Origin of the sequence: Arthrobacter sp. JUb115 (genome assembly GCF_004365035.1) — a bacterium.
Classification (GTDB): domain Bacteria; phylum Actinomycetota; class Actinomycetes; order Actinomycetales; family Micrococcaceae; genus Glutamicibacter.
The window spans coordinates 81,903-102,473 of the sequence record NZ_SOBS01000013.1; the positions used below are offsets into that span (position 1 = coordinate 81,903).

The 20,571-nt window shown below is 61.0% G+C and carries 25 protein-coding genes and 4 tRNA genes; 9 read left to right on the plus strand and 20 right to left on the minus strand.

Translation table 11 applies throughout. The features are described 5' to 3' along the window. Positions 1–2: 2 nt before the first annotated feature. The 4 genes from EDF61_RS17390 to EDF61_RS17405 form a co-directional block, all read right to left on the minus strand. Entirely contained in the window at positions 3–302 is a 300-nt protein-coding gene (locus EDF61_RS17390; RefSeq protein ID WP_105657891.1) for a winged helix-turn-helix domain-containing protein, read from the minus strand. Beyond that, positions 299–739, minus strand: coding sequence for a hypothetical protein (locus tag EDF61_RS17395; protein WP_105662662.1), 441 nt, complete (start codon positions 737–739; stop codon positions 299–301). The genes EDF61_RS17390 and EDF61_RS17395 overlap by 4 nt, the downstream gene beginning before the upstream one ends. Then, the gene (locus EDF61_RS17400) at positions 736–939 is read right to left on the minus strand and encodes a hypothetical protein (protein ID WP_105657889.1); all 204 of its coding nucleotides are present in this window, start codon (positions 937–939) and stop codon (positions 736–738) included. The genes EDF61_RS17395 and EDF61_RS17400 overlap by 4 nt, the downstream gene beginning before the upstream one ends. 116 nt (positions 940–1,055) lie before the next feature. Beyond that, on the minus strand, positions 1,056–2,198 hold the full coding sequence (locus EDF61_RS17405) for an acyl-CoA dehydrogenase family protein (RefSeq protein ID WP_133834976.1): 1,143 nt from the start codon (positions 2,196–2,198) through the stop codon (positions 1,056–1,058). 72 nt (positions 2,199–2,270) lie between these two features. On the opposite strand from EDF61_RS17405, the gene EDF61_RS17410 reads away from it, so the two are divergent. Continuing rightward, on the plus strand, positions 2,271–2,774 hold the full coding sequence (locus EDF61_RS17410; RefSeq protein WP_105658003.1) for a MarR family winged helix-turn-helix transcriptional regulator: 504 nt from the start codon (positions 2,271–2,273) through the stop codon (positions 2,772–2,774). Here EDF61_RS17410 and mmsB read toward each other — a convergent pair. Then, positions 2,769–3,665 carry a 3-hydroxyisobutyrate dehydrogenase gene (gene mmsB / locus EDF61_RS17415; RefSeq protein ID WP_105662664.1) on the minus strand — a complete coding sequence of 299 codons (897 nt, stop codon included), beginning with the start codon at positions 3,663–3,665 and terminating at the stop codon, positions 2,769–2,771. The two genes, EDF61_RS17410 and mmsB, sit on opposite strands and share 6 nt — an antisense overlap. Beyond that, positions 3,662–4,714, minus strand: coding sequence for a 3-hydroxyisobutyryl-CoA hydrolase (locus EDF61_RS17420; protein ID WP_105657886.1), 1,053 nt, complete (start codon positions 4,712–4,714; stop codon positions 3,662–3,664). The genes mmsB and EDF61_RS17420 overlap by 4 nt, the downstream gene beginning before the upstream one ends. A gap of 105 nt (positions 4,715–4,819) precedes the next feature. Here EDF61_RS17420 and EDF61_RS17425 point away from each other — a divergent pair, with 105 nt between their 5' ends. Next, positions 4,820–5,620: an exodeoxyribonuclease III gene (locus EDF61_RS17425; protein WP_105657885.1), complete on the plus strand. Its 801-nt coding sequence runs from the start codon at positions 4,820–4,822 to the stop codon at positions 5,618–5,620. 2 nt (positions 5,621–5,622) lie between these two features. Then, positions 5,623–6,477 carry a DUF8083 family protein gene (locus EDF61_RS17430; protein ID WP_286134704.1) on the plus strand — a complete coding sequence of 285 codons (855 nt, stop codon included), beginning with the start codon at positions 5,623–5,625 and terminating at the stop codon, positions 6,475–6,477. A gap of 52 nt (positions 6,478–6,529) precedes the next feature. Here the strand turns inward: EDF61_RS17430 and EDF61_RS17435 are convergent. From EDF61_RS17435 to EDF61_RS17450, 4 genes are all read right to left on the minus strand, one after another. Next, positions 6,530–6,603 (minus strand) — tRNA-Asp (locus EDF61_RS17435). A 61-nt stretch (positions 6,604–6,664) separates the two neighbouring features. After that, a tRNA-Phe gene (locus tag EDF61_RS17440) sits at positions 6,665–6,737 on the minus strand. Positions 6,738–6,786: 49 nt separating this feature from the next. Next, positions 6,787–6,860 (minus strand) — tRNA-Asp (locus EDF61_RS17445). A 55-nt stretch (positions 6,861–6,915) separates the two neighbouring features. Further along, positions 6,916–6,988, minus strand: a tRNA-Glu gene (locus EDF61_RS17450). Between the two features lie 138 nt (positions 6,989–7,126). Here EDF61_RS17450 and EDF61_RS17455 point away from each other — a divergent pair. Beyond that, positions 7,127–7,498, plus strand: a complete 372-nt coding sequence (locus EDF61_RS17455) for a metallopeptidase family protein (protein ID WP_133834977.1) — start codon at positions 7,127–7,129, stop codon at positions 7,496–7,498. Positions 7,499–8,276: 778 nt separating this feature from the next. Then, positions 8,277–10,037, plus strand: coding sequence for a C40 family peptidase (locus EDF61_RS17460; protein ID WP_133834978.1), 1,761 nt, complete (start codon positions 8,277–8,279; stop codon positions 10,035–10,037). A 78-nt stretch (positions 10,038–10,115) separates the two neighbouring features. Here the strand turns inward: EDF61_RS17460 and EDF61_RS17465 are convergent, their stop codons facing one another. After that, on the minus strand, positions 10,116–11,093 hold the full coding sequence (locus EDF61_RS17465; protein WP_133834979.1) for a universal stress protein: 978 nt from the start codon (positions 11,091–11,093) through the stop codon (positions 10,116–10,118). Positions 11,094–11,262: 169 nt separating this feature from the next. On the opposite strand from EDF61_RS17465, the gene EDF61_RS17470 reads away from it, so the two are divergent. Both EDF61_RS17470 and EDF61_RS17475 read left to right on the plus strand, forming a co-directional pair. Further along, positions 11,263–12,714, plus strand: a complete 1,452-nt coding sequence (locus EDF61_RS17470) for an NCS2 family permease (RefSeq protein WP_208294304.1) — start codon at positions 11,263–11,265, stop codon at positions 12,712–12,714. Positions 12,715–12,806: 92 nt separating this feature from the next. Continuing rightward, positions 12,807–13,367: a DUF2087 domain-containing protein gene (locus EDF61_RS17475; protein WP_166650871.1), complete on the plus strand. Its 561-nt coding sequence runs from the start codon at positions 12,807–12,809 to the stop codon at positions 13,365–13,367. Here EDF61_RS17475 and EDF61_RS17480 read toward each other — a convergent pair. Both EDF61_RS17480 and EDF61_RS17485 read right to left on the minus strand, forming a co-directional pair. Beyond that, the gene (locus EDF61_RS17480; RefSeq protein ID WP_286134238.1) at positions 13,314–14,141 is read right to left on the minus strand and encodes a spermidine synthase; all 828 of its coding nucleotides are present in this window, start codon (positions 14,139–14,141) and stop codon (positions 13,314–13,316) included. The two genes, EDF61_RS17475 and EDF61_RS17480, sit on opposite strands and share 54 nt — an antisense overlap. Next, positions 14,134–14,640 carry a GNAT family N-acetyltransferase gene (locus EDF61_RS17485; protein WP_286172335.1) on the minus strand — a complete coding sequence of 169 codons (507 nt, stop codon included), beginning with the start codon at positions 14,638–14,640 and terminating at the stop codon, positions 14,134–14,136. The genes EDF61_RS17480 and EDF61_RS17485 overlap by 8 nt, the downstream gene beginning before the upstream one ends. Before the next feature lie 152 nt (positions 14,641–14,792). Here EDF61_RS17485 and EDF61_RS17490 point away from each other — a divergent pair, with 152 nt between their 5' ends. Next, entirely contained in the window at positions 14,793–15,173 is a 381-nt protein-coding gene (locus EDF61_RS17490; protein WP_105657877.1) for a hypothetical protein, read from the plus strand. Here EDF61_RS17490 and EDF61_RS17495 read toward each other — a convergent pair. From EDF61_RS17495 to EDF61_RS17525, 7 genes are all read right to left on the minus strand, one after another. Continuing rightward, positions 15,170–15,859 carry an O-methyltransferase gene (locus EDF61_RS17495; RefSeq protein ID WP_133834982.1) on the minus strand — a complete coding sequence of 230 codons (690 nt, stop codon included), beginning with the start codon at positions 15,857–15,859 and terminating at the stop codon, positions 15,170–15,172. The genes EDF61_RS17490 and EDF61_RS17495 overlap by 4 nt on opposite strands. Next, entirely contained in the window at positions 15,856–16,176 is a 321-nt protein-coding gene (locus EDF61_RS17500) for a thiamine-binding protein (RefSeq protein WP_105657875.1), read from the minus strand. The genes EDF61_RS17495 and EDF61_RS17500 overlap by 4 nt, the downstream gene beginning before the upstream one ends. 53 nt (positions 16,177–16,229) lie before the next feature. Beyond that, positions 16,230–16,547: an AzlD domain-containing protein gene (locus tag EDF61_RS17505; RefSeq protein ID WP_133834983.1), complete on the minus strand. Its 318-nt coding sequence runs from the start codon at positions 16,545–16,547 to the stop codon at positions 16,230–16,232. Further along, the gene (locus tag EDF61_RS17510; protein WP_286172336.1) at positions 16,544–17,275 is read right to left on the minus strand and encodes an AzlC family ABC transporter permease; all 732 of its coding nucleotides are present in this window, start codon (positions 17,273–17,275) and stop codon (positions 16,544–16,546) included. Before EDF61_RS17510 ends, EDF61_RS17505 begins: the two co-directional genes overlap by 4 nt. Beyond that, on the minus strand, positions 17,256–17,942 hold the full coding sequence (locus EDF61_RS17515) for an alanyl-tRNA editing protein (RefSeq protein ID WP_105662673.1): 687 nt from the start codon (positions 17,940–17,942) through the stop codon (positions 17,256–17,258). The genes EDF61_RS17510 and EDF61_RS17515 overlap by 20 nt, the downstream gene beginning before the upstream one ends. A gap of 5 nt (positions 17,943–17,947) precedes the next feature. Beyond that, entirely contained in the window at positions 17,948–18,817 is an 870-nt protein-coding gene (locus tag EDF61_RS17520) for a glycerophosphodiester phosphodiesterase (RefSeq protein WP_105662674.1), read from the minus strand. Between the two features lie 210 nt (positions 18,818–19,027). Beyond that, positions 19,028–19,585, minus strand: coding sequence for a dihydrofolate reductase family protein (locus EDF61_RS17525; RefSeq protein ID WP_105657871.1), 558 nt, complete (start codon positions 19,583–19,585; stop codon positions 19,028–19,030). 239 nt (positions 19,586–19,824) lie between these two features. Here EDF61_RS17525 and EDF61_RS17530 point away from each other — a divergent pair, with 239 nt between their 5' ends. Further along, positions 19,825–20,346: a hypothetical protein gene (locus EDF61_RS17530; protein WP_133834984.1), complete on the plus strand. Its 522-nt coding sequence runs from the start codon at positions 19,825–19,827 to the stop codon at positions 20,344–20,346. Positions 20,347–20,571: the final 225 nt, after the last annotated feature.

The following is a 20,571-nucleotide window of genomic DNA, read 5'->3' on the forward strand; positions in this document are numbered from 1 at the left end:
GATTACCCCAAGCCGGTGATTTCCTTCAGCGCCTGGACATGTTGCGCAAAGGCCTCCTGCCCAGCTGAAGTCAGCTTCGCCCAGGTACGAGGCCTTTTGCCCACATACCCTTTCTTGATCTGCACGTAACCGCCGGCTTCCAGTGCGCTCAGATGCCGGGAAAGCACCGAATCCGAAATGCCGATGGCTTCTTTCAAGGATTTGAAATCGGCTTCGTCCACGGCTTGCAAGGAGCCCATCAGTGAAAGCCGTACCGGGTTGGAGAAGTCGTCGTTGAGCCGTTCGCGAGCATGGGCATTCACTTGCGCACCATCGCAATTCCGGTCAGGAACAACGGCGCGGCAACGATAATCCAGATCAACGCGATGGCGCCCCAGCCCATGGGTCCCGCCCCGAGCAAGGCCACTGCCACCGCGTAAAGCACCATGCTCGCAATGAACCCCCGAAGATACATCTTGGAATGCCCGCGCGGCAGCGAGCGGTAGAGCTTCCCGTAAGCCAAGGACATCGCTGCAACGGATACGCAGAACAACGCCATGATGACGATGAAGCCGATAAAATCCGCATCGGGACGAAAGACCTGCAGCAGAGCAGCCAGGCCGCCCATGAGCACTCCCAAGATGATGCAATAGGTGCCCAGCAATTTGGCTCCGTACCCGGCGGCACGCTGCATTCCCTGCTGCGCCAACCCCAGGGCGGCCAGTTGCTCTTCAGGGCTCATTTTCTTGCCGGAACTCATTTGCTGGCCGCCTTGCGAGCCTTCTGCTGGCGCTGTGCGTAGACGGACGTCATGGTCATGCAAATTGCCATGAAGAAGCCCATGCCAATGAAGATCAGGGAGTTGTTGCCCGTGGCATAGGCGGTCATGGCCATTGCCGCGAAGGCCAGACCTGCCGCAACGGTGATGATGGTGTACCAGGTGCTGAATGGAATCTTCATTGTCCTGCTCCTTTGGCTTTGATCTTCCGAGTTCCCCAACCATAACAAGTACTTTCCGCTTTGGAAAGTACTTGTTATGAATTAGCTGGAAAGATTCCAACGGACGGATGCCCCGGCTACACGAAGGCACTGACTCCGGTCAGGGCACGTCCCACAATCAGCGAATTGATTTCATAGGTGCCTTCATAGGTATGGAGAATCTCGACATCGCAGAAGACCTTGGCCATTTCGAAATCGCTCACAATGCCATTGCCGCCAAGCATCGCTCGGCCCAAGGCGGCCGAATCCCGCGCCAGGCGGGTGGCAGTGGACTTCGCCATTGCCGCATCCACCATGTGCAATTCCGCGCGCTCTTGCTTGCGGGCAATATCGCCCATCATGGAAAGGCAGGCGCTCAGGTTGCCTGCAATTTCGGCCAGGGGCTGCTGAATCAACTGGAAAGCGGCCAGCGGCTGCCCGAACTGCTGGCGCTGCGCGACGTACTCGCTGCAGATGTCGAGCGTTGCCATCATCGCGCCGACAGCCTGCCACCCCACCCACGCGCGAGATTGCATCAATAGCTGGTTTGCCGCAGCGAAGCTGGTCACCCCTGGAAGCTTATTCGCGACGGGAATCCGCACATTCTCCAGCCGAATATCCGCATTCTGCATGCTGCGCAGCCCGATCTTGTGTTCGATCTTGGAAGCGCTATATCCAGGGCGGTCCGCTTCAACGAGGTAGGCCCCGACCTGCGAAGTTTCCTCGTCCTTGGCCCAGACCAGCGCGAAATCGCTGAAGGTGCCCATGCCGATCCACCGCTTGGCCCCGTTCAGAACGTACTGGTCCCCGTCGCGCTGCGCGGTGCTCCGTATGCCGCCGGCGATATCCGATCCATGTTCCGGTTCGGTCAGCGCAAATGCGCCGTAGGCTTCAAAGCCGGCGAGCTTGCCCAGCCACTGCTCGCGCTGCTCCTCCGACCCCAAATCGCGGATCATCCCGAGCACCAGTTCGTTGTGGATGCCGACCACGGATGAGATTGAAATATCGGCGCGGGCGAGTTCTGCATGGATCAGCCCCCGCAGCAAATGCGAGCTGTCCCCCAGCTGCAATCCGCCCAGTCCGAGTTCGGCCAGTTTTCCAATCAGCTCGGTCGGAAATTCTTCGCGGTCCCAATAGCCAACGGACTGCTTGCGCACCTGATGCTGCGCTACCTGCCTGATTCCAAGCAGTCGCTGCCGTTCGGTTCCACTTAGTTCTCCGGCCACATTCAAGAGGTCCATCCGGGGATTCCTTCCAAACCATAGGATGTCCAAGTATATTGTTGGACTAAGTCTTCTTTTGGGGGTATGCACATGACTTCTCCGCTCTCACGCGATCCAATCGCGCAAGCCAGGGAACAATGGATTTCCCATGGATGGTCAGCCGAGGCCGACTCCATGGCCGCAATTACCGCGGTGATGCGCACGGCATCGATTTACCTGCAGCGAGCCGATGCCATCCTCAAGCCGCACGGGCTGACCTTTGCGCGATTCGAAGTACTCGCCTTGCTCGGTTTCTCCAAGCGCGGCTCCCTGCCCATGAGCCAAGCCAGCCAGCTCCTGCAGGTCCACGCCACCAGCCTGACCAATTCGGTAGACCGCCTGGAAGCTACCGGTTTGGTGCGGCGCATCCCGCACCCGACCGACGGCCGCACCCGCCTTTTGGAACTCACGGCCGCAGGCCAGCAAGTGCTGCCAGCGGCCCGCGGCGATCTGAACGAAAAGCTCTTTGCCCAGAGCGATCTCTCCGGCACCGACGCCACCGAGATTTTCGAGATCCTGGCCCGATTCCGCAAGGCCTCCGGGGACTTCCTATAGCGATCCGTCGCGGATCGCGTTGATGATCCCGGAAAAATCGGTTCCCGCATCGCCCTCATCGCTGAACTTGCGGTACAGCGCTGCGGCCAGGGAGCCGAGCTGGGCATCGGTACTCGTATGCTCCAGCGCGCTAGCTGCCAGGCCGAGGTCCTTGGCCATCAGCGCTGCGGCAAATCCTGGCTGGTAATCGCGATTGGCAGGGGAAGCAGGCACAGGTCCGGGCACCGGGCAATTGGTGGTGACCGACCAGCATTGCCCCGACGCGGAGGAAATGACATCGAAGAGCGCCTGGTGCTCCAAGCCCAGCCGTTCTCCGAGCACGAAGGCCTCGGCAGCGCCAATCATCGAGATGCCCAGCAGCATGTTGTTGCAGACCTTGGCGGCCTGGCCTGCGCCGTACCCGCCGCAGTGCACGATCCGCTTGCCCATGTGCTCCAGCAGCGGGGTGATCTCTCCGAGATCTTCGGCCTGCGCACCGAGCATGAACGTCAAAGTCCCCGCTTCTGCCCCGACCACGCCCCCGGACACCGGAGCGTCGGCGCTTCGATGCCCCGCGGAGACCGCAAGCTGCGCCGCTTCACGGGCCTGCGCTACGTCGATGGTGGAGCACTCCAGGAACAGCGTATTGGGCTTGGCGCTATCGAGCAGGTATTCGCGGTAGGCATCGAGCACGTGCTTGCCCGAAGGGAACATCGTGATGACGATGTCCACGCCGGCGGCCGCCTCGGCTCCGGTAGCCACGGTGCCGATGCCTGCTTCTCGGGCGGCCTGCACCGCATCAGGAACCACGTCGAAGCCCTTGATCCGGTAGCCTGCCTTGTGCAGGTTGATGGCCATGGGCAATCCCATATGGCCCATGCCCAGGAATCCGATAACTGGTTTTGCGTTCATGAGTGGCTCTTTTCCGCTAGATCTTCACCGAGCAGTGCGAAAGTTAGTTCTGCCCCGAACAGGGGCTCCAAATGCCGTTGCGTGCGCTGGCCCGGGCTTAGCCCCGGGACTGCTTCCGTCCATTGCGGGGTGCGGTCCTTGTCGATGACTGCGGCGCGAATCCCCTCGGCGAAATCGGGGTCATCAAGCCGGTGAACGGCAGCCCGATACTCTCGCTGCAGGTCTTTTCTCAAATCCGCTCCAGCCAGGTGGATCAGTTCTTCGGCCAAGCGCACCGAGCTCGGGCAGGCGGCGCCCAATGCCTTCAACGCCTCTTGGGCTTGCGGGTACTCGTGCAGCTCCAGTGCACGCATGACCGCTGGGGTGCTTGCCTCGCCAAAGGCCTGCACCCATTCTTCGTGCAGGAAGCCAGGCTCCGGAGTCTCGGCATAGCTGGCCAGCACCGACGCGGCCGGCTGGACCTCGAGGTCTGCGAGCACGTCGGGGATCCGGGCCTCGGGCACATACGAGTCGGCCAGGCCCAAAGCGATGGTGTCGGCCGCGCCGAATTTCATTCCAGTCAATGCCGCCAATCGTCCGGCCGCATGCGGGGCACGCGCCAGCAAATGCGTTCCGCCTACGTCCGGGAAGAATCCGATACCGACTTCCGGCATGCCGCAACGGCTGGTTTCGGTAACTATGCGATGGCTGCCATGCGCCGAGATGCCGATGCCGCCGCCAAGGACGATTCCGTCCATGAGCGCAATGTACGGCTTGGGGTACTCGTCGATCAGGACGTTGAGCTGGTATTCAATGCGCCAGAAGTCAGCCGAAGCACCGCTGCGGTCCAAGATATCCCGGTAGATCGCCACGATATCCCCGCCGGCGCACAGGCCGCGCTCCCCTGCGCCCATAACCGCTACCTGAGCGATATCCGGGTCATCGCGCCATTCCAGCAGCACGTCGAGGAAGTCGCGGCACATGTCCGCGTTGAGGGCGTTCAGGGCCTTCGGCCGGTTCAGCGTAATGAGCCCCAGGTGCCCCCGGCGTTCGGTCAGAATCTCAGGCAACAGACTCTCCTTTGAGTGATTGAGGTCACCTACTAGTGTCGAATATACTCGGACTTCCAACTAAATTGAAGTGGCACAAGACAGCAAACTTGATAGGTTGAACTAGTGAAGATTGCAACCTGGAATGTGAACTCGCTGCGAGCCCGCGCCGACCGTGTTGAGGACTGGCTGCGACGTACCGATGTAGATGTCCTGGCTATCCAGGAAACTAAGTGCAAAGACGACAATTTCCCCTGGGAACTGTTCGAGAACAACGATTACGAGGTAGCGCACTTCGGAGTCAACCAGTGGAATGGCGTTGCCATCGCTTCTCGCGTTGGCCTCGAGGATGTTGAGCGCACCTTCCCCGGGCAGCCGGAATTCGGCAAGGCCGGCAAGAATCCGATCCAGGAGCCTCGCGCCATCGCGGCAACCTGTGGCGGAGTGCGTGTCTGGAGCCTGTATGTACCCAACGGACGCGCGTTGGATGATGAGCACATGGGCTACAAGCTGAACTGGCTGGATGTGCTCAAGCAGGAATCCGCCCGATGGCTGGCGGAAAACCCCGAGGCGCAGATTGCCTTGATGGGCGATTGGAACATCGCGCCAAAGGACGAAGACGTGTGGGATATCGACTTCTTCCTCGAGAACAAGTTGACCCACGTCTCGGCGCCAGAGCGCGCCTCCTTCGCTGCCTTCGAGGAGCTGGGCTTCACCGATGTCGTGCGCCCGCACACCGAAGGCGAATACACCTACTGGGATTACACGCAGTTGCGTTTCCCGAAGGGCGAAGGCATGCGCATCGATTTCTCGCTCACCTCGCCTGCGCTCACCGCACGCGTAACCGGCGCAAGCATTGACCGCGAAGAACGCAAGGGCAAGGGCGCCAGCGACCACGCCCCGGTCATCGTGGAGCTGGCCGACTAGTCATGGCGGCAAAGATGATTGGGCCCGCCGCAGAGCTGACCGCAGCTACAGCGCACCTGCGCGTCTACGAGCCGCTGGATGCTTTCGAGGATTGGGCCCAGTCCATCATCCTGCGTACCCCGCGGCGCACCGCGGAGCAGTGGGATGACTTCGAGAACGAGCGGCTGTGGAGCCGCACCCTGCGCCATGTCTCCGACCCGTTCCCGCACAATGAGCCGGAATTCTTCCGCAGCGTGAAGTCCTTGGACTACCAAGGGGCCGAGCACACGCGCTATTGCCCGGGGCAATTGCAGGCACGCAGCCTGCTCGCTGCCGAACAAGCCGAAGAAGCCATGCGGGCCGAGGTTTTCGACCTGCTGGTACCGCCGGCAGCGCGGCAGGCTAACGCACAACGCGTTGATGCCGACCGCCTGGCCAATGACCTGACCCATCTTCACACGAGGACCTCTTCATGGGGCATCCCGCTGGGCTGGTTTGCCCTCTTCCGCGAGGACGACGAGCACGAGCTGGTTCACAGCGGTGAGCAGCTGAAGACGGTTCGCATGTACGCCACCTTCGAACAAGCCATTGACCGCCTGGCTTGGGCAGTCCAAGCGCTGGCATCCCATGCGCCGCAGTCGCAGCTCTTCGAGGAGCTGGGCAGCCTTGGCGGATGGCTGGAATCCTTCGACAACAGATCGGTCATTGAACTGGATTATGGCCTGTTGGCAGAAATTGTGTGGCCCGATGATTCCGCGAACGACTTGATGCACGGCATTCAGGCGTTGGAAGACGAGGACATGACTAGCGCCGCCGCCGCATATCGCCGGCTGAGCAATCGCTGGATTGGACCGCGGCATCTTGGCCGCGCGAACTAACTGCCCCTGGATACAGCAAAAGCCCCGGAATCCGGAGCTTCTGTTTAGTGTGCGACCCTGACGGGACTTGAACCCGCGACCTCCGCCGTGACAGGGCGGCGCGCTAACCAACTGCGCTACAGGGCCTAGTGCTTTGAATAAATTCAAGTCACACAGTAAAACCCCCGGGATAAACCGAGGGCCTGCGTGGCTCCGACCGGCGTCGATCCGGTGACCTTTCGATTTTCAGTCGAACGCTCTACCAACTGAGCTACAGAGCCTGGTACCACTAAGTGGACACCAAATCTACTATTGAAATAGTAAATTGAGCGACCCTGACGGGACTTGAACCCGCGACCTCCGCCGTGACAGGGCGGCGCGCTAACCAACTGCGCTACAGGGCCTTGCTTTCGCAAGCCAATGGATTTCTCCATCTGACAACCACATAATGGTTGTTTGTACCCCCAACGGGATTCGAACCCGTGCCGCTGCCGTGAAAGGGCAGTGTCCTAGGCCGCTAGACGATGGGGGCCTAAGTTGTTCGCTTCGGTTTCTTGCTTCTCCGTAGCGGACTCCAATAACTATACGCAGTGTTTTTTGCTTTTGCAAAATCGGCACCTGGACGAGTTTCACCCATGCCAAATCGGGTGCGCGGGCCTAGTCTGGAAGCATGCTTTTTGAGATGGATGACGACGAATTCCAGACCCTGGTCGAGCAGGCCATCGACGCCATTCCGGAGGCTGCATTCGCCATGATGGACAACGTCATCTTCTTCATCGAAGACGAGTATGAGCCGCTTCCAGGAGAACCCAAAAACCCTGAAATTCTGGGGTTATACGAGGGTATTGCACTCACGGAACGGGACCTGGACTGGGGCACGGGCGCACTTCCCGACCGCATAACGATCTTCAAGAATCCGACGCTTCGAGCCTGCGAAACACGTGAAGATGTAGTGCGGGAAATTGGGATTACAGTGATGCACGAAGTGGCCCATCACTTCGGAATCGACGACGCAAAATTGCACGATTTAGGGTGGTCATAGCCCCAAATCCGCAGAATCTTCTTTTGAGATCTGCCTCACAAAAATACTCAAATACAGTGGTCGCGTCGAGGTCGAAAGAGACCCAAAGCACAGGCGTGGCGCTTGGAATCGCCATCCGGGTCCAGTCGACCGGCGGGCAAGCCGCCCAAAAGCCGTTTCGCAACGACTGGCGCGCCGGTCGGTTTCCCGTTGCCCCGCTAGCGGCTGCTTTATCCGGGCGTGATCAGGTGCAGCCAGCCGGAGGAACCTGGCATGTCCCTTGCCCTTGTCCACCCAGCAGCTCTGGGCCCCTCCGCCACCAAGGGCAGCGAGGTGATCCCGATTGGGAGCACGGCACCGCACCCCTTCAAGAGGATTTCGCCATTGGAGCCGGCGCCTCCGAGGCAGACCCAGCGAAGCAGAGCTTTGCGCCCTCCCGGAGTACCTTCACTTTTAAAGGCAAACCTTTTTTGCAGCCGCACATTCCCCTCCGGCACGTTACCCAAGCTTCACGACAATCGATACCTTGGTAACGAGGCGAGATATATGTCTGAGTAATTTCCCAGCCACTCTTGATCAGCCACACAGATCCCAAATGCCACTATCTTCGCAGATCACCGCCGAATACCCAGGCGAATTACACGAATGGGATTCATGTGACTGATGTGAACAGTGTTGCCAAGCGTGTCTTAATTGGCCTAATGTGCTATTTGGAGTCTTATCCGAATCGTGACCTACTCATCGGTGAAGGTCACGACTCACGCACTCCGCGTCATCCAAGTACTTAGTGAGGAACGATATGGCTACTCGCCACACGCTCGGTGTTGCTGCAAGCACCCTAGCCCTAGCGGTGTCCTGCATTGCAGGCGCTTTGCCCGCTTCCGCATCTACTTCAGCTCTGCTTCCTCAGTCTGTGGCCATCGCTGCCGCACCTAGCGCTTCCGCGCTACCTTCGGACGCAGAGGTCCAGGACGCAAAGAAGGATAAGGCTTCGACGAACGCGATGATCGCGCGCATCGAAGCTTCCCTGGCTTCCAGCCGCGCCGAACTGAAGCGCGTTGAAACTGAGGCCGCTCAGGCTCAGGAATCCCTGCTCACCGCCGGCGAAGAGCGCGATCTGCGCACCGCTGCGGCCGAGAAGGCTGTAGAACAGCTCGAGTACGCAAAGACTTACCTGGAGCAGAGCCGCAACGATCTGGGTGCTATCGCTTCGGATATCTACCGCAATGGTGCAGGCACCTCGACCCTGAGCCTGCTCCTTGATGACAACCAGGAAGGCGACCTGTTCTACAAGGCCGCTACCATCGACGCGTTGAGCGAACAGAAGGTCCAGTCCGTCAACACCGCCACCGAGGCCGAAGGCCTCGTTTCGGCTTGGCAGGAATATGCTGATGCGGCACAGAACGCCGCCGAAGAAGCTGCAGCCAACTATGACGCAGCCGCAGCGACCGCGAACAGCACCCTGTCCACCTACGAAGCAGCTATCGCACCTGAGAAGCAGCTGCGCGATGACTTGATCGGCCACCTCGCTACCTTGAAGCAGAAGGAAGAGGCCGAGGTTCGCCAGGCGGTTGAAGAGCGCGAAACGCAGGAGCAGGAAAAAGCTCTCGCGGACGCCATCGCCGAAGAGGAAACCGCCAAGGTTCCCGAAACGAAGCAAGACTCCGTTCAGCCGCTCTCGGTTGAAAAGCCACGTGAGCTGGAGCAGGCCGAACCTGAAGAGGAAACGGTCGAGTCGGAGCCTGAGAAGGTTGAAGAGGAACCGGAAGCTGTCGAGCCTCCCGTAGCGCCGAAGCCGGAGCCAACTAAAAAGGCCGAGCCAAAGCCGGAACCAACTAAAAAGGCCGAGCCGAAGCCGGAACCGACCAAAAAGGCCGAGCCGAAGCCAGAGCCAACCAAAAAGGCCGAGCCGAAGCCAGAGCCAACCAAAAAGGCCGAGCCGAAGCCAGAGCCAACCAAGAAGGCCGAGCCAAAGCCGGAGCCAAAGCCAACCAAGAAGGCCGAACCGAAGCCGGAACCCACCAAAAAGGCCGAGCCGAAGCCGAAGGCTACCCCGAAGCCGGCACCCAAGCCTGAGCCAAAGCCGGAGCCCAAGCCGAAGGTCACCCCGAAGCCAGCGCCTAAGCCTGAGCCAAAGCCGGAACCTAAGCCGGAGCCGAAGCCTGAAGTCGCGCCGCAGTCCGGCAGCAACTACTCAGCAGCGTTTTCCTGGGCCTTGAAGACCGCGGATGATCCCAGCAAGTACTACGTCTACGGTGCCAACGGTCCCGATGCTTTCGACTGCTCGAGCTTCTCGCAGCGAGCTTTCGGCAAATCCGGCATCAGCCTGCCACGTACTTCGTCCCAGCAGTTCGCTAGCGCCCCGCAGTACGTGTCGCTGAGCAACCTGCGCCCAGGCGACTTGGTGTTCTCGTCTTCCAACGGCGGTTCCTCGTTCTACCACGTAGCCATCTACATCGGCAACGGCCAGGTCGTCCACGCTCGCAACCCGAACGCCGGCATCTCGGTGACTCCACTGAGCTACGTCAACAACCTCTACCCGAAGGCAGCCCGCTACTAAGCGCCACCCCCTCGAGCACGAAGGCCGCACACCCTGGTGGGTGTGCGGCCTTCGTGCATTCTGGCTACAGGCGTGCGGTCACTGCTCCTGCGCCCGCGTATCGAAGTCCTTGCGGTTCTCCAGGCGAGGGTCATCCGAGTCCGGCACGACCATCACCGGGCCCTTGGAGTGGTGCAAGACGCCCTGCGAGGTTGAGCCAAGCAGCATCCCGGTAAAGCCGCCGCGGCCACGCGAGCCGGTGACGGTCAGTACCGCATGCTCGGATTCGCGGATCAGCACCTCGACGGGAGGCCCGGAGACCACATCGGTTTCCATCTTCAGCGCCGGATAGTGCGACTTCAGCCATTTGGAGCCCACACTCATCTGGTAGCGCACATCTTCCAGCACGGCTTCCTGGTCAACGGTCGCCGGCATCCATGCCAGCGCCGCCCCCACCGGCGGCACCGCGCAGATCAGGCGCAGCGTCAGGTCGCTGGCGATGGCCGCGTCCGCGGCTGCCAGCACCGCTGAACGCGCGCGGTCTGAACCGTCAACGCCGACCACGATGCAGTTGCGGTTCGACGCCGCGACGGCACCGGCCTCTTCCTGCTCCTTGGCCATGGCCAGCGGAACCACGACGGTCGGGCACTTGGAGTGCGCGGGCAGTGCCGAGGACACCGAGCCGAGCAGGCGGCCAACGAAGCCACCGCGGCCACGGGTCCCGACCACTACCAATTCGGCGTCCTGGCTCAGGTCCAGCAGCACGCCGGACGGGTCGCCGGATTCGATATAGGTGCGGATGGCCGCCGTGCTGCCTTCAAGCTCTGCGCGCGCCTGGCGCACAATGTCCTCGGCTCCCCCGCGGATCAGGTCGTCATCCAGGGTCGAGTAGCCTGCGTCCATGGAGGACGCGGCGAACACCGGGATGGTGTAGGCGGACACGATATTCAACACGCTGCCGCGGCGTACCGCTTCGCGTTCGGCCCAGCGCAAAGCGCATCTGCTCTGCTGGGATCCGTCCACGCCAACGACAATTCCTTCAATCTTCTCTGCTGCGACTGGTGCTTCGTCACTCATCAGACTCGCTCCTCAACTACCTCAGATATAACGGGATGTGATTTCCCTTACCACCAATGTACTTGCTTCCGCAGTTCTAGGTGTGAGTTGGGTCTAAAGTTTTCGCGTACAGCCTACTGGACACTCGGATCGATATGAATCAGCGCCCGAAACGTCATAGAATTTTTCCATGTCCTCCTCCACACAAACCGCGTCCGGGAATGCTATGGCCGCGCGCATCGACCGATACTTCAAGATTTCGGAACGGCGTTCAACGTTCTCCACCGAAGTTCGCGGCGGCATCGCCACCTTCTTCGCGATGAGCTACATCGTCGTCCTCAACCCGCTGGTTCTTTCCGGTGCCGATTCCTCGGGCGGCGAGTTGGGCATCCAGCGCGTTGCCGCGGTGACCGCATTTGTCGCCGGCATCCTGACCATCCTGATGGGCATCTGGGCCCGCCACCCATTCGCCATGGCTACCGGCTTGGGCGTCAACGCCTTCGTCGCTATCACCGTGGCAACCAACCCGGAACTGACCTGGGCTGATGTCATGGGCCTGGTGCTCATTGCGGGTGTGGTCATGTTCGGCCTGGTGCTCACAGGGTTCCGGACCGCGGTGTTCAATGCGGTTCCAGCCGGATTGAAAACCGCCATCGTGGTGGGCATCGGCATGTTCATCGCACTGATCGGCCTGGTCAACGCCGGCTTCGTCCAGCGCCTCCCGGATGCCGCGAACACCACCGTTCCGGTGGGCCTGGGCTTCGACGGAGAGCTGATGGGCTGGCCGATCCTGGTCTTCGTTGTCGGCCTGCTGCTGACCATGGCCCTGGTGGTGCGCAAGGCCAAGGGCGCGATCCTGATCGGCATCGTCGTTTCGGCGATCCTTGCCAACATCCTCGAAGCCGTCTTCCACATCGGCGCGATGGAGACCAATACCTGGTCGCTGGTGGTTCCGTCGCTGCCCGAGTGGACCCTTCCGGACCTGTCGCTGATCGGCCAGGTCAGCGTATTCGGCGCCTTCAGCAAGATCGGCGCCACCGCCGCTTCGCTGCTGGCCTTCGTCATCCTGCTCTCGATCTTCTTCGATGCCATGGGCACCATGGTGGGCTTGGCTTCGGAAGCTGGTTCCATGGACGAGAACGGGCAGATCCCCAACGTGGACAAGGTCCTGCTGGTGGATGCGGCCGGCGCGATCGTCGGCGGCGGCACCTCCAGCTCCTCGGCGCAGATCTTCGTGGAGTCCGGCGCCGGCATCGGCGAGGGCGCCCGTACCGGCCTGGCCTCGGTAGTCACCGGCCTGCTGATGATCGTCGCGATGTTCCTGAGCCCGCTGATCTACCTGGTGCCTTTCGAAGCCGTGGCGCCGGCACTGGTCGTGGTCGGTTTCATGATGATCACCCAGGTCTCCAAGATCGATTGGAACGACTGGGGCATCGCGCTGCCGGCCTTCCTGACCTTCACCCTGATGCCGTTCACCTACTCGATCGCCAATGGCATCGGTGCCGGCTTCATCTCCTACGTCTTCATCCGCGCCACGCAGGGCCGCGCCAAGGAAATCCACCCGCTGATGTGGGTTGTTTCCGCGGCTTTCGTGCTGTTCTTCGGCATCGGACTGATTGAGATGTGGGCCGGGGTCAAATAGCCCCGAAGCCCTCCAGGCGCCCCGTCATTGCTCCGGCGATGGCGGGGCGTTTTTTGCCTCCGGCCCGGCGGGAACTGGCTAGGATGGGCACTATGAGCGATCAGCAGAACACCGCTGGGCAGTGGATCCAGGTGGCCGCAGGCTTGAAGAACCCCTCGATGCGCCGGCTTCTCGGGGCCGTATTGAGCGGGCACGGGGTACCCGAGCAGGCCAATAAGTCCGAACGCAAGGACTTGGAGCGCTGGGCCAGCATCGGGCTTCTGCGCCAAGAGGGGTCCGGCTGGGCGCTGAACGACGAACTGCTGGAGAAGACCTTGGCTTCGGCCTCGGCCGCGAAGGCCGACCGCGTCGGGATCCGCCGCTTCTTCGACGGGCACCGGCTGCATAGCCTCCCGGCGAAACCAGCGGACCGCCATGAAGTGCTGGTCTACCTGCGCAATGCGGTGATAGGAGCCGGGGACGAACTGCGCGAAGAGCAGCTCAATGAACGGCTGCGGGTATTCCACCCGGACGTCGCGCTGCTGCGCCGCTACATGGTTGACCACGGCCTGCTGCAGCGCGCAGCAGACGGGAGCGGATACCGGATGGGCCCCGGGGAGCTAGCCGGTAATCGGCACGGCCCCGGTGGCGAAGCGCTGCACTGCCGCCCCTGAAACCAGCTGCGCCGGCAACGGCGCAGTGCGCAGGCTGCGTTCGAATGCAGGGCCGAGCTTGAGCGGTTCGTCGCTGGCCAGGAACACGATGTTCCCGTAGCGCCGGCCCTTGAGCATCGGCGGGTCGGCGATCATGGCCACATGCTCGAAGACCTCCAGCAGCGTCGCGGCTTCCGCCTTGGCGCCGGACAGGTCCGCGGTATCGCCGCAATTCATGATGTAGACGCCCCCGGCATCCAGCACGCGCTGGGCTTCGCGGGCGTAGTCCGCCGTGGTCAGCACGCGCGGGGTGGTGCTCCCGGCGAAGACATCGCGGATGATCACATCGCGGCTCGCATCGCTCAAGGTGGGCAGCACCTGGGCTGCGTCTCCCACGCGCAGGCGTACCAGCGGAGCGCGCGGAACCTCGAAGTGGACGCGCACCAGCTCGGCCAGCTTGGCATCCAGTTCCACCACGACCTGCCGGGCGTTTTCATAGCTGGCCGCGACCCAGCGGGCCATGGAGCAGCCACCTCCGCCAAGGTGGAGCACGCGCAGCTTGCGGGCGCGCCCGTCGTATTGCCCGGCCGGGAAACCGATGGCGAAGACCGGTTCCATCCAGCGCATGTACTCGAAATCGAGGTAGGCCGGGTCCTCCAGGTCCACATGGGAGGAGGGCACGCCGTTGACCTTCAGGATATAGCGGCTGGCGCCGTAGGGATCAGCTTCAATGATCGCCGTTCCGGTGTCGATCGGATACTCTCCGAGCATTGATTCCTTGGCATCCCTAGCCACGCGCGCGCACCATTCGTTGTTCGATTAAGCCATCCCAGCTGCCAGTCAGGGCTTCACTGGTTCCATCAGGCGTGAATCCCTGCTTCGCGAAGAAGGCCAGGGCCCTCTCGTTGCCTTGCAGGACCCAGACCAGGGCGTCGTGCTGTCCAAGGACAACATCGAAGAGGTGCTGGCCCAGTCCGGTACCGTAGTACTCTTCCAGGACATAGAGCATGCCCAATTCGACGTCCACTCCGGCATCCTGGTCTTCTTCGATGACCGGAGTTCCACCGGCTAGCCCGATGATGCGGCCATCGCGGTCTTCCGCGATGAAGAATTGCGCTCCGGATGCCAGCCCGCGTTCCCACCAGGCTGTCTGGCCATCAAGTTGGCCTTCATGGTGGGCGAAAAAGGACTCATCGCGAAGTGTGGCGTACGCTTCTCGCCAGGCTTGCAATTTCATTTGCAGCGCTGGGCGGACGTCTTGTTCAGTAGCCAGTCGGATTCGGTAGTCGTTCATTTGCGGCACTTCTCTAGCCTACGGCAGTGACTTCGCTATTTTCTTCCAACGCACCAAGGCCCCCTCCTACTAAAGTAGTATTGCGGACTGTCCAAATGCTTGAAAAAATATTCACGTAGTCGTAAACTTTTTGGCTCAAAGGGGGGTCGGACTTGAACCGGAATACAAAATACGCTGCCTTGACTGGTGGCCTTGTCGGTTCCCTGACCCTGACCATCAGCCTTTCCTCGACCTTCTGGGTGATTTTGCTCGGTTGCGTTCTCCTAGCCGCCGGCTTCAGCATTCTGGCCAGGTTCGAACGCTTCTGGGGCCCGGCCGAACCGGACCACTACTACTACATCGTTCCCATGCTGGTTGGCCCGGTAGTTGCGGGGCTGGTGCGCAATACCGGTTATGCCCTGTGGGTCGGCCCGCCGATGGGTATTCTCTGCGGATTGGGCGTGTACTTCTTGATCCTGAAGTCGCCGCCGTTCAAGCACGATGAAGCCGGGGAACTCGAATTCGAGCGCCCCGAGCGCTATCCAACGCGCTAGAGGACTCGCGCTAGCGCGAACCCGTCCCACCCCTTGACGCCTATAGTCTGCAGCGCCGTGGCTGATACGCGCGGGTCATCGCGCAACCACCGCAAAGAGTCCTGGATTCCGCGAACATCGGCTTCTTGCGTCCCATGCCGGGATGGGTCATCCAAGACCGCGCCGCTGCGCACCACGTTGTCGAGCACCAGCACGGTGCCTGAATGCGCCAGCTCCAGTGCGCGTTCCAGGTAGGGCACGTTGTTGCGCTTATCGGCATCTATGAAGATCAGGTCAAATGGTGCAACGCGTTTGGAAATCAGCGAATCCATGGAACCCTGAGCGGCCCCCAACCGGATTTCAACACGTTCTGAAAGCCCTGCCCGCTGCAAGTTCTCACGCGCAATCGAGGCATGCAGGGGTTCAAATTCGCAGCTGATGACGGTACCGGCTGCACCGACGCCCCGGGCGAGCCAGCTGGTGGAGTAGCCCCCGAGGGTTCCGATCTCGAGGACCCTGCGGGCACCTGTGATCTCGGTGAGCAGCTGGAGGAACTTTCCCTGGGCAGGACTGACTTCAATCCGTGGAAGCCCGGCACTATGGGAATGCTCCCGGCCTGCCTCCAAGGCATCAACGCGCAGCCCCAGCGCCTGTTCCAAATATTCATCGACGGCTGCGGCATGGTGCTCTGCAGAATGGTGGATCATGACGGCATGTTCTCCTCACTATCCTCAATAGCCTTCTCCAGGCGTTGGATTTTGCCATCGAGCTCACCTTCGTAACCGGGGCGGATATCGGCTTTCAACACCAGCGATACGCGCGAACCGAATCGGCCAACGGCCATGGTGGCTTGCTTGACTACCTCCATGACTTCGTCCCATTCACCTTCGATCTCGGTGAACATGGAGCTGGTGCGATTGGGGAGGCCAGAATCGCGGACGATTTTCACCGCTTCGGCCACTGCATCGTGGACCGAACCGTTGGGGTTGTCGTTACTTGGGGCTACGGAGAAAGCTACAATCATGCTTCCACTGTCCCACTACGCCTTGTGCTTGTCATCCGCCTTGCAGGCAATATCTAGGCAGCTAGTCCGCTCGCCCTCAAGACGATGGCCGCCAGAGCACCGACGACAACGACGACAAGATAGGGTGCCTTGAAAGCCAGTGCGATAATCGCCGCCGCGAGCGCACCGATACGGGCGTCAATCACCAGTTCCTGCCCGGAGGTGAAGGCGTTGACCGTCACCAACGAGGCGAGCAACGCAACGGTCAGCGTGGCCGCGACATGGGACATGGTCGGCGAGTCCAGAACCTTGCGTGGCACAAAGTAGCCGCATAGCTTGATTGCGTAGGCCGTCAGGCAGGCTCCCAGAATCCACCAGCTCAATTCGCTCAAGGCTGGTCCTCCTCAATGCTTTCCAGATCGCCGTGCTCGGTCGCAGCCGGGGTCCGGCGGCCGGTGGCCACCGCGTAGATCGCAGCGCAGGCCGCGGTTACCAGAATCGGCAAGCCCGGCGCGGTGACCGGCACAGCCAGCGCGGTGAGGATTGCGGCCGCAATCGCGATCATGACCGGTTCAACTGACTTCAAGCGCGGCCAGAGCAAACCGATGAAGGCGGCGACCGCGGCGCCATCGAGCCCCCAAGCCGCGGGGTCCCCCATGCGTTCTCCGAGCAAGGCTCCGACGAGGGTGAACAGATTCCACAGGACGTAGACGCCCACCCCGGCGGTGAAGAAACCACGGCGCTTCTCGGCCAGGTCCGATTGCCCCAAGCTGACTGCGGTGGATTCATCGATAGTCACCTGGGCCATCCAGGGCACATGCCGTCCCAAAGGCCGCAATGCCTGCTTGATCTGCATCCCGTACACGGCATTGCGGATTCCCAGCAGCGAAGCGGCGGAGAACGCTGCCGAGGCAGCACCTCCGCCTGAGAACACGCCGATAAAGGCGAACTGCGATCCGCCGGTGAACATCAAGGCGCTCAAGGCAACGGTTTGCCACAGATCCAGTCCTGCAGCAATGGACAGGGCCCCGAAGGAAATGCCGTAGAGCCCGGTGGCGATCGCGATGGAAAGGCCCATCCTGGTCGCCGGAGTGAACCAGCTAGCGGACGTGGCGTGCATCGTACCTGACCTTGTAGACACCGCGCTTGACCTTTGCGTCGCCGATCTCGACGTGCTGCAGCTGGTTCAGGTGCTTCACGTGGGTGCCACCGCAAGGTTCGGCATTCACCCCGGCGATGCTCACGGTACGGATGCCCTGAGCATCGGTGGCCGTTGTGATTTCTCCGCCGCCAGCGATGAGTTCATCGACGCGTCCTTGGAGCCAGGCCTTGGCGGCGGCCCGTTCGTTCTCATCGCCCAATGGCAGGTCGAGGCTGGCCGGATCGAAGTCGAGGCGCGACTGCCCAGGGAAGTGCGAGTGGCCCTGGTGCTGCCAGCCGCGGTCTTCGCCAGCGAAGCCCAGGACGTGCCCTGCGGTGTGCAATGCGGCATGGGAAAGGCGCAGCTCGCCATCGATCTCAGCTAGGACCTGATCACCCACCTGCCGGGCGCCGGCGCCGTACAAGACCACCAGTGCATTCGCGTCGCGCTGGACTGAGACAGGCAGCCCGTCCACGGTGCCTGAGTCTTCGGGCTGGCCTCCACCACGGGGATGGAAGATATTGGGGCTCAGGGCAATCCACTGCCCGTCTTCGCCGCTTCCCGTTGCAATGACTCGGGCCTCCGCAGCAAAAATGTACGTGTCCTGCAGGTACAGGTTGACCTGTGCGATTTCTCCGGTGTTCATGTGGCCTAGCTCAGCTCCAATTCTTTGCGCAGTTCTGCCGGGCGGTTGCTCGTCAATTCCCCGACACCCAGGTCCACCAGGAATTGCGCATCCGCGGGACGGTCAACCGTCCAGATGCGCGCCTTCAGCCCTTGTTCCAGCCATCGGCGCACAAGATGCTCATTGGCTCGGGTCCAGGCGACCCCGGATCCAATGATGCCAGCTCCCCCTGCGTTGATCAGTTCGATTCCTTCAGGCACGGAGCGGTAAAGAACATCGTAGACACCTGCTCGCCCCAGGTCGCCGGAATCAATGAGCTGCCGGACATAGTCCGGGTTGACCTCGGTCATCAGCTGGCACAATAGTGAAGTGCTGACGGTGCGTGCCAGATAGCGCAGGGAATTCGGCTCAAAGCTCATCAGGGTCACCGCGATCTGCCCTTGCGAGCCGGCCGTGCCCGTCTGCGGGTCGAAGCCATGGGCTGCCAAGACCTGCAGCACACCCTTTTCGAGCAGGTGGCCATAGGGGCTTGGATGCTTGATTTCGATAGCCAGGCCAATTGGCTTGCCGCGTGCTTCAATGAGCTCGAAAAGTTCGCCGAGGCTCAGGAGCTGTTCATTCTCCGCCCCGTACTCGGCCGGGACCAGGCTCGGAACGACTCCAGTGAAGTCCATGGCTTTCATCTGGGCCAAGGTAAATCCGGCAACCAGACCGGCTGAATCAGAGGTGCGGTCGACTGTTGGATCGTGGTGGCAGACGACGATTCCGTCTTTGCTCAGATGGACGTCGCATTCGATTCCATCGGCGCCTTCGTCGATGGCCTGCAGATAGGCAGCACGAGTGTTCTCCGAATATTTATGGGAGCTGCCGCGATGGGCGAAAAAAAGCGTATCCATAATTCCTACGCTACGCGATCATCGCTCCTTGGCAACGCAGATTGCCCTCTGCCAAGACGCTTATTTCTTCGACTGCTTTCGTGGCTTCGGCCTGCGGATGCAAGCACTTGCTGCCATCGTGCAAAACACGAAGTTACCCGGCAAGAAAAGGTGTCCGCTTTCCTGATTCTGCCCCGGAATTCCAAGGCAAAATCGCCATCGTCATGGGAATCAGCCTGCACGCCGATAGCTGGCTGCGATTGCCCCGCTGGCCAGCGGCTGCGCTGATATCAACTGGAGGTGACGGGAATCCTGCAATCCTGCCTCATGCAGGGTTGGTCCATGCCCGGCGATGACTGGATGGACTAGGAAGTGGTATTCGTCGATAAGTTCCATCCGGTCCAGAACCGTTGCCAATTTGCCGCTACCGAGCAGCACTCCATTGGGGTACTGGTCCTTCAGCTTCTGCACCGAGGCGCGTAGGTCGCCGCTTAGCAAGTGCGAATTCTTCCACGAGTACGCGGTGCGGGTGCTTGAGACAACGTACTTGGGCTTCTCCTCCAGCTGCAGCGCCCAGCGAAGCAGCGCTGGTGGCGCTGCGATATCTCCACGAGCGACGGCCGGCCAGTAATCTTCCATCAGCTCGTAGGTGGCACGCCCCCAGAGCATCGCTCCGTGCGCATTCATCAGTCGTGTGAAGTAGTCGTGCAATTCGTCGTCGGCGATGCCTTCGCGATGATCTACACAGCCATCCAGCGTGACGTTGATGCTGAATGTCAATTGTCCCATCGCAAGCTCCTGTAGCTATAGCCTCACCACCAGGTCCCCGGTGCCTTGACTGTAGGTTTGCCGGCCAGCCACGTCAAGCAGCGACGATGCATCATCAGGCAACCGGTGCGAAAGCAGAGACAGGCCCGTTCGCATCGGCGATGTCCGCCCAGCATCTGCGTTGGATGCAGAACCTGTAAGCGAAACACAATTTCACACTCATCCTCCGGGAGACTAAGCGTCAAAGGTAGGCTCGCAGTATGCCGCCACCAGACTCATCCCCAAGTTTGTCCCCTGGTCCCCGCGACCTCATGCCCATTGTCCAGGGCCTGGTCCAAGGCCCCTGGCCAAAGACCGAAGTCGAGCGTGAAGTCCTGTTCGGTGCCCTTGGATTCGTTTCCGGAAACAACGTTGATGCCGAAGACCACGATTCACCACATCAAATGATGAGCCTAGACCTCGGCCTGCCAGGAAAAATGGTGAGTTTTTGGGATACTTACCGTCAGCAATTCCTCAGCGTCTGCACCCACCTCTACGGATCGCTGAACGCCCAGGACCCGGTGGCCCAGTATGGCTACGAAGCCCTGCAGGCGCAGCTTTCCCAACTGTATGGCACTCCTGAGCGCCCTTGGGACGACGAAGATCAGTCGGTGGGCATGTGGCGCTGTAATGGCCGGAGCATCACCCTGCAGCTATTTGACCGGTCGGATAGCACCGTGATGCTCACCATCGAAGACCTGGCACTCGCGTCAATAATTGAAGCCGAAGAAGCAGCCCACTAGTCTTCTCACTCCTTGGACTGCTTGAAGCGGTTCAAAGCGATTGCGATGCTTCGATAATAGGCAGGCCGCAAGCCAACAGGAACAGTGCTTAAACAAGTGCAGGGGCCAGGCTTTCATGCCTGGCCCCTGCACGGGTTAAACAGGTGAGGCCCCGGCACCAAACGGTACCAGGGCCTCAAACCATCTACTCAAGTTAAGTCCGGCGGTGACCTACTCTCCCACACC

What these genes read in the sequence shown, in the direction of transcription:
- EDF61_RS17455 (WP_133834977.1), top strand. Translation starts at nt 7,127, where the DNA reads ATGCTTTTTGAGATGGATGACGACGAATTCCAGACCCTGGTCGAGCAG.
- EDF61_RS17465 (WP_133834979.1), bottom strand. Translation starts at nt 11,093, where the DNA reads ATGAGTGACGAAGCACCAGTCGCAGCAGAGAAGATTGAAGGAATTGTC.
- EDF61_RS17475 (WP_166650871.1), top strand. Translation starts at nt 12,807, where the DNA reads ATGAGCGATCAGCAGAACACCGCTGGGCAGTGGATCCAGGTGGCCGCA.
- EDF61_RS17405 (WP_133834976.1), bottom strand. Translation starts at nt 2,198, where the DNA reads ATGGACCTCTTGAATGTGGCCGGAGAACTAAGTGGAACCGAACGGCAG.
- EDF61_RS17430 (WP_286134704.1), top strand. Translation starts at nt 5,623, where the DNA reads ATGGCGGCAAAGATGATTGGGCCCGCCGCAGAGCTGACCGCAGCTACA.
- EDF61_RS17515 (WP_105662673.1), bottom strand. Translation starts at nt 17,942, where the DNA reads ATGAACACCGGAGAAATCGCACAGGTCAACCTGTACCTGCAGGACACG.
- EDF61_RS17485 (WP_286172335.1), bottom strand. Translation starts at nt 14,640, where the DNA reads ATGAACGACTACCGAATCCGACTGGCTACTGAACAAGACGTCCGCCCA.
- EDF61_RS17500 (WP_105657875.1), bottom strand. Translation starts at nt 16,176, where the DNA reads ATGATTGTAGCTTTCTCCGTAGCCCCAAGTAACGACAACCCCAACGGT.
- EDF61_RS17525 (WP_105657871.1), bottom strand. Translation starts at nt 19,585, where the DNA reads ATGGGACAATTGACATTCAGCATCAACGTCACGCTGGATGGCTGTGTA.
- EDF61_RS17395 (WP_105662662.1), bottom strand. Translation starts at nt 739, where the DNA reads ATGAGTTCCGGCAAGAAAATGAGCCCTGAAGAGCAACTGGCCGCCCTG.
- EDF61_RS17510 (WP_286172336.1), bottom strand. Translation starts at nt 17,275, where the DNA reads ATGCACGCCACGTCCGCTAGCTGGTTCACTCCGGCGACCAGGATGGGC.
- EDF61_RS17530 (WP_133834984.1), top strand. Translation starts at nt 19,825, where the DNA reads ATGCCGCCACCAGACTCATCCCCAAGTTTGTCCCCTGGTCCCCGCGAC.
- EDF61_RS17400 (WP_105657889.1), bottom strand. Translation starts at nt 939, where the DNA reads ATGAAGATTCCATTCAGCACCTGGTACACCATCATCACCGTTGCGGCA.
- mmsB (WP_105662664.1), bottom strand. Translation starts at nt 3,665, where the DNA reads ATGAACGCAAAACCAGTTATCGGATTCCTGGGCATGGGCCATATGGGA.
- EDF61_RS17460 (WP_133834978.1), top strand. Translation starts at nt 8,277, where the DNA reads ATGGCTACTCGCCACACGCTCGGTGTTGCTGCAAGCACCCTAGCCCTA.
- EDF61_RS17470 (WP_208294304.1), top strand. Translation starts at nt 11,263, where the DNA reads ATGTCCTCCTCCACACAAACCGCGTCCGGGAATGCTATGGCCGCGCGC.
- EDF61_RS17495 (WP_133834982.1), bottom strand. Translation starts at nt 15,859, where the DNA reads ATGATCCACCATTCTGCAGAGCACCATGCCGCAGCCGTCGATGAATAT.
- EDF61_RS17410 (WP_105658003.1), top strand. Translation starts at nt 2,271, where the DNA reads ATGACTTCTCCGCTCTCACGCGATCCAATCGCGCAAGCCAGGGAACAA.
- EDF61_RS17520 (WP_105662674.1), bottom strand. Translation starts at nt 18,817, where the DNA reads ATGGATACGCTTTTTTTCGCCCATCGCGGCAGCTCCCATAAATATTCG.